The sequence below is a fragment of the Paraburkholderia sp. LEh10 genome (assembly GCF_017814945.1).
Taxonomy (GTDB): Bacteria; Pseudomonadota; Gammaproteobacteria; order Burkholderiales; family Burkholderiaceae; genus Paraburkholderia.
The window spans coordinates 1-1,832 of the sequence record NZ_JAGIPX010000186.1; the positions used below are offsets into that span (position 1 = coordinate 1).

Sequence of the window (1,832 nt, forward strand, 5' to 3'; positions counted from 1 at the left end):
CGCCGGCCGTCCCCATTGACGGTTGCACGCCGGCCTCGCGACAACGTCGGCCGAAGGCAATGGACGTGTACTGGGCGGATTCAACCGGTCGTTGCAACATCTCTAATATGGGAGGTGTTGAATGGGAAGGCCACGAGGTTGGGCCTCGCGACAAACAGGGAGGCCGATCATGCCATCGCCTGGCAGACCAGGTGTCAATCAACTGGAGACGAAGCAAGCGTTCTGGAAATGCATTGCTCAGGGAATGGAAAGTGAAGCCGCAGCATCGGCGTGCGGCGTGTCGCAACCCCTAGGTCCACGATGGTTCCGTGAAGCGGGCGGCATGGCGCCGATCGAGCTGGCGCCAAGCTCTGGCCGCTACCTGTCGTTTTCCGAACGCGAAGAACTCGCGTTACTCTGGGCTCAGGATAACGGGGTTCGTGAGATCGCGCGACAGTTGCATCGCTCGCCTTCGACCATCTCGCGAGAATTGCGCCGGAACGCGGCGACCCGTAGTGGTATGCTAACGTATCGGGCCACAGTCGCCCAATGGAAGGCTGAGCGTGCGGCGGAACGTCCGAAAGCCACCAAGCTGGCAGAGAACGAACGGCTGAGAACGTATGTTCAGAGTCGACTGGCCGGAGCGGTCACTGATTCACAAGGCAAGCCGATTGCCGGCCCTAACGTACCGTGGAAAGGACGACGACACGGTCGCCGGGCGGATCGACGCTGGGGCACCTGTTGGAGTCCAGAACAGATCAGTCGCCGTTTGCAAGTCGACTATCCGGACGATATGTCTATGCGGATCTCCCACGAAGCCATTTATCAGGCGCTCTATATTCAGGGCCGCGGGGCTCTACGACGAGAACTTTGCGCATGTCTGCGCACGGGCCGGGCACTGCGCGTGCCACGCGCCAGAACGAGACAACGGGGAAAAAGTTTTATCACCTCCGAAGTTATGATCAGTGAGCGCCCGGCCGAAGTTGATGACCGCGCCGTGCCGGGCCACTGGGAGGGCGACCTGATCATCGGCCTAAACAGCTCCGCAATCGGTACCCTGGTTGAACGAACAACACGCTTCACGATGCTTCTACATCTTCCTCCCATGCCTGGCCACGGTTCTGGTACGCGACTGAAGCACGGGCCAGCGTTAGCGGGTCACGGAGCCGAGGCTGTTCGCGACGCTATCGCCACGAAGATTGCCACGCTCCCTGATCATTTGCGTAAATCGCTGACATGGGACCAAGGAGCGGAGATGGCTCAACATGTGCAGCTAAAGATCGAAACCGGCTTAGAAATTTACTTCTGCGATCCACAAAGCCCGTGGCAGCGCGGAACCGATGAGAACACCAACGGCCTACTTCGACAATACTTTCCAAAGGGAACCGACATCAGCCGATACTCCGAGCGTGAACTCGACGCGGTCGCCAACGCGCTAAACTGCCGACCACGCAAAACACTCGGGTGGAAGACGCCAGGAGAAGCGCTCGAGGAGTTACTATTTCCCCAGTGTTGACGGCCGGGACGAAAAATCGCTTGCATAGGAGCGGACGCCGCCGCTCCCATGACCCCAGAATATCGTCCCTTCGCAGCGTAAAGGGTCCGCTTCGCCAGGCTGCGCCTGCCCTTGACACTGCTACGGGACTTTTTGAAAGCGGAGCCAAAGCAACGCGTGCGCGCTCAAAAAAACACACAACGCCGGTTTAGCGTCGGATTTCGGCCGCCGTTTAGACCCAGCTTGATGACTAGCTGTTGCGACGACTCCTTGAACCTAAGCTGGGCGCCCTGGTCCGAATGCAGGATCACACCCTCGTGGCGTCGCTGCAGCAGTGCCATGTCGAGTGCACGCAACA

The 1,832-nt window shown here is 59.4% G+C and carries 1 protein-coding gene; it reads left to right on the forward strand.

Features of this window, described 5'->3' with window-relative positions; genetic code table 11:
* Positions 1 to 121: 121 nt before the first annotated feature.
* Positions 122 to 1,495: an IS30 family transposase gene (locus J8I87_RS43805; protein ID WP_209938861.1), complete on the forward strand. Its 1,374-nt coding sequence runs from the start codon at positions 122 to 124 to the stop codon at positions 1,493 to 1,495.
* The last annotated feature ends 337 nt before the right edge of the window (positions 1,496 to 1,832 follow it).

Coding starts and splice junctions, on each gene's coding strand:
- J8I87_RS43805 (WP_209938861.1), top strand. CDS start 122: ATGGGAAGGCCACGAGGTTGGGCCTCGCGACAAACAGGGAGGCCGATC.